This window comes from Burkholderia sp. LMG 13014 (genome assembly GCF_905232215.1).
In the GTDB taxonomy this organism is placed as follows: Bacteria; Pseudomonadota; Gammaproteobacteria; order Burkholderiales; family Burkholderiaceae; genus Burkholderia.
In genome coordinates this window covers 1-4,084 of the sequence record NZ_CAJNKE010000524.1, presented here as the reverse complement: position 1 = coordinate 4,084, position 4,084 = coordinate 1, and the positions used below count along the sequence as shown (strand labels likewise).

Sequence of the window (4,084 nt, the reverse complement as noted above, 5' to 3'; positions counted from 1 at the left end):
ACGGTCACGTCCGCCTACCCGTACCAGAACGACACGCAACTCAATGCGACCGGCTACGTCGTGCCGCAGCGCAAGGCCGCGGTCGCGTCGAAGGGCCAGGGGCGCGTCGAATGGCTCGGCGTGCTCGAAGGCACGCGCGTGAAGAAGGACGAGATCATCGCGCGCCTCGAAAGCCGCGACGTCGAGGCCTCGCTGGCGCAGGCGCTCGCACAGGTGAAGGTCGCCCGTGCCAACCTCGGCGTCGAGCAGGCCGAACTGAAGGACGCCGAGATCGCGTTGCGCCGCACCTCGGTGCTCGCGCCAAAGGGCGCCCTGCCGGCCGCGCAGCTCGACACCGACACGGCCCGCGTGAACAAGGCGCGCGCGTCGCTCAGCAGCGACCAGGCGGCGATCGCGTCCGCCGAGGCCAACGCGCAGGCCGCGCAGGTCGCGGTCGACCAGACGGTGATCCGCGCGCCGTTCGACGGCATCGTGCTCGCGAAGCACGCGAACGTCGGCGACAACATCACGCCGTTCTCGTCCGCGTCGGACAGCAAGGGCGCGGTCGTGACGATCGCCGACATGGACACGCTCGAGGTCGAGGCCGACGTCGCCGAATCGAATATCGCGAAGATCCGCGCCGAGCAGCCGTGCGAGATCCAGCTCGACGCGCTGCCCGACACGCGCTTCGCGGGCCGCGTGTCGCGCATCGTGCCGACCGTCGATCGCTCGAAGGCCACCGTGCTCGTGAAGGTGCGCTTCGTCGACCGCGACGACCGCGTGCTGCCCGACATGAGCGCGAAGATCGCATTCCTGTCGAAGCCCGTGTCGGCGCAGGACCGGCAGCCCGTGACAGCCGTGCAGGCGAGCGCGGTCGTCGAGCGCGACGGCCGGCCGGTCGTGTTCGTCGTGAAGGACGACGTCGTGCACGCGACAGCCGTGACGGCCGGCCTGCGGATCGGCGAACTCGTCGCGATCCGCGGCGTGAAGCCCGGCGACACGGTCGTGCTCGCGCCGGGCGCGAAGCTGAAGGACGGCGCGAAAGTGACCGTCGCGAAGAAGTAGCGCACGTGAACGACGCCCCGCCGCCCCTCGTCGAGCTCAGCCACGTCGCGAAGTCGTACCGGCGCGGCAACCAGATCGTGCCCGTGCTGACCGACATCACGCTCGACATCGGCGAAGGCGACTTCGTCGCGCTGATGGGGCCGTCCGGCTCCGGCAAGAGCACGCTGCTGAACCTCGTGGCGGGCATCGACCGGCCCGATAGCGGCGAGCTGCGCGTGGGCGGGCTCGACATCTCGCTGCTCGCGGAAGCGCAACTGGCCGAATGGCGCGCGGCGAACGTCGGCTTCATCTTCCAGTTCTACAACCTGATGCCGGTGCTCACCGCGTTCGAGAACGTCGAGCTGCCGCTGATGCTCACGCACCTGTCGCGCCGCGAACGGCGCGAGCGCGTCGAACTCGTGCTCGACATGGTGAACCTCGGCGACCGGACGAGCCACTACCCGTCCGAGCTGTCGGGCGGCCAGCAGCAGCGCGTCGCAATCGCGCGCGCGCTGATCACCGACCCGGTGCTGATCGTCGCCGACGAGCCGACCGGCGACCTCGACCGCGCGTCGGCCACCGACGTGCTCGCGATGCTGCAGCGGATGAACGCCGAGCTCGGCAAGACGATCATCATGGTGACCCACGACGCGCATGCGGCCGGCGCCGCGCGCTCGCTCGTGCATCTGGAAAAAGGGGAGCTGATCGATGGGCACGCCGGCTGACCGGCTGCGGGAGCGCGCACGATGTACGTGCTGAAGCTGATCGCGCGCAATGCGCTGCGGCACCGGCTGCGCACGCTGCTGACCGTGCTCGGGCTGACCATCGCGGTGCTGGCGTTCGGGCTGCTGCATACCGTGGTCGACGCGTGGTACGCGGGCGCGGCCGCTGCATCCAGCGGGCGGCTCGTCACGCGCAACGCGATCTCGCTCGTGTTTCCGCTGCCCGTGAGCTACGAGAACCGGATTCGCGGCGTCGACGGCGTGACGGCCGTGGTCCGCTCGAACTGGTTCGGCGGCATCTACCGCGACCCGAAGAACTTCTTCGCGAGCTTCGCGGTATCGGACAACTATCTCGACCTGTATCCGGAATTCATCATCCCGGCGCAGCAGCGCGCCGACTACGCCCGCGACCGCCGCGGCTGCCTCGTCGGCCGCCAGCTCGCCACGCAGTTCGGCTTCAAGATCGGCGACGTGATCCCGCTCAAGGGCACGATCTATCCCGGCACGTGGGATTTCGTCGTGCGCGGGATCCTCGACGGCCGCGACGACTCGACGATCACACGCCAGCTGGTGTTCCACTGGGACTACCTGAACGAGACGGTGCGCCAGCGCACGCCGAAGCAGGCCGACCAGGTCGGCGTGTTCGTGCTCGGCGTCGCGAACCCCGACGACGGCGCGTCGATCGCGCGCAACGTCGACGCGGTGTTCAAGAACTCGCTCGCCGAAACGCTGACCGAGACCGAGCAGGCGTTCCAGCTCGGCTTCGTCGCGATGTCGAACCAGATCATCGCGGCGATCCGTCTCGTGTCGTACGTCGTGATCCTGATCATCATGGCCGTGATGGCCAACGCGATGGCGATGAGCGCGCGCGAACGCACGGCCGAATACGCGACGCTGAAGGCGCTCGGCTTCGGCCCCGGGTTCCTCGCGCTGATCGTGTTCGGCGAATCGGTCGTGATCGCGGTGGCCGGCGGCGGGCTCGGGATCCTCGCGACGCCGCCCGCCGCCAGCCTGTTCAAGCAGGCGGCCGGCGGCATCTTCCCGGTGTTCAAGGTGTCGACCGAGACGGTGGCGCTGCAGGCCGCGTGCTCGGTCGCGGTCGGCTTCGCGGCCGCGATCGCGCCGGCGTGGCAGGCGGCGCGCGTGCGGGTCGTCGAGGGCCTGCGGGCAATTGGCTAGGCGCATGGCGATCCCGCTCAACTACATCGCGCGCAATCTGTGGACCCGGCGGCTCACCACCGCGCTGACCGCCGGCGGGATGGCGCTCGTGATCTTCGTGTTCGCGACGGTGCAGATGCTCGACGCGGGGCTCACGAAGACGCTCGTGTCGACCGGCGAACCCGACAACGCGGTGGTGATCCGCAAGGGCGCCGAAACCGAGATCCAGAGTTCGATCGACCACCAGCAGGCCAACGCGCTCGAGATGCACCCGGCCGTCGCGCTCGGCCCCGACGGCCGGCCGCTGGTCTCGAAGGAGGCGGTCGTGCTGATCTCGCTGGTGAAGACGTCGACCGGCAAGCCGTCGAACGTCGTGATCCGCGGCGTGTCGCCGGCCGGCCTCGCGCTGCGCCCGCACGTGAAGCTCGTCGCCGGCCGCCTGTTCACGCCCGGCTCGTCGGAAATCGTCGTCGGCAGCGCGATCGCGAAAGGGTTCAGCGGCACGCAACTCGGCGACAGCCTGCACTTCGCGCAGCGCGACTGGACCATCGTCGGCATCTTCGATGCAGGCGGCAGCGGCTTCGATTCGGAGATCTGGGGCGACGTCGACCAGCTGATGCAGTCGTTCCGGCGCACCAGCTATTCGTCGATGGTGCTGCGCATCCCGAGCGCCGACGGCTTCGCGCGCTTCAAGGCCGACATCGACGTCGACCCGCGCCTCACCGACGAGGCGAAACGCGAACAGACCTTCTACGGCGACCAGTCGAGGGCACTGTCGAAGTTCATCAACATCCTCGGCATCACGCTGTCGACGATCTTCTCGATCGCCGCGATGATCGGCGCGATGATCACGATGTATGCGTCGGTCGCGAACCGCGTCGCCGAGATCGGCACGCTGCGCGCGCTCGGCTTCAAGCGCACCAACGTGCTCGCCGCGTTCCTGCTCGAAGCGCTGCTGCTCGGCTTCGTCGGCGGCGTCGCGGGGCTCGCGTGCGCGTCGCTGATGCAGTTCGCATCGTTCTCGACGACCAACTTCCAGACCTTCGCGGACCTGTCGTTCCGCTTCGTGCTGACGCCCGCGATCGTCGTGAAGACACTGCTGTTCTCGCTCGTGATGGGGCTCGTCGGCGGGTTCCTGCCGGCGATGCGCGCCGCGCGGCTGAAGATCGTCGACGCGCTGC

At 69.0% G+C, this 4,084-nt stretch carries 4 protein-coding genes; all 4 read left to right on the top strand.

All coding sequences use genetic code 11. The features are described from left to right. Window positions 1-1,044, top strand: a 1,044-nt coding sequence (locus JYJ84_RS30135; RefSeq protein WP_205189859.1) for an efflux RND transporter periplasmic adaptor subunit, incomplete at its 5' end; no start/stop codon positions are given. 5 nt (window positions 1,045-1,049) lie between these two features. After that, window positions 1,050-1,748 (top strand): ABC transporter ATP-binding protein, encoded by a 699-nt coding sequence (locus tag JYJ84_RS30130; protein ID WP_027788609.1) that lies wholly within the window; start codon window positions 1,050-1,052, stop codon window positions 1,746-1,748. A gap of 21 nt (window positions 1,749-1,769) precedes the next feature. Beyond that, a complete protein-coding gene (locus JYJ84_RS30125) occupies window positions 1,770-2,924 on the top strand; it encodes an ABC transporter permease (RefSeq protein ID WP_175223511.1) in 1,155 nt (384 codons plus the stop codon). Between the two features lie 4 nt (window positions 2,925-2,928). Beyond that, on the top strand, window positions 2,929-4,084 hold a 1,156-nt coding region (locus JYJ84_RS30120), incomplete at its 3' end, for an ABC transporter permease (protein WP_205189858.1).

Coding starts and splice junctions, on each gene's coding strand:
- JYJ84_RS30125 (WP_175223511.1), top strand. CDS start 1,770: ATGTACGTGCTGAAGCTGATCGCGCGCAATGCGCTGCGGCACCGGCTG.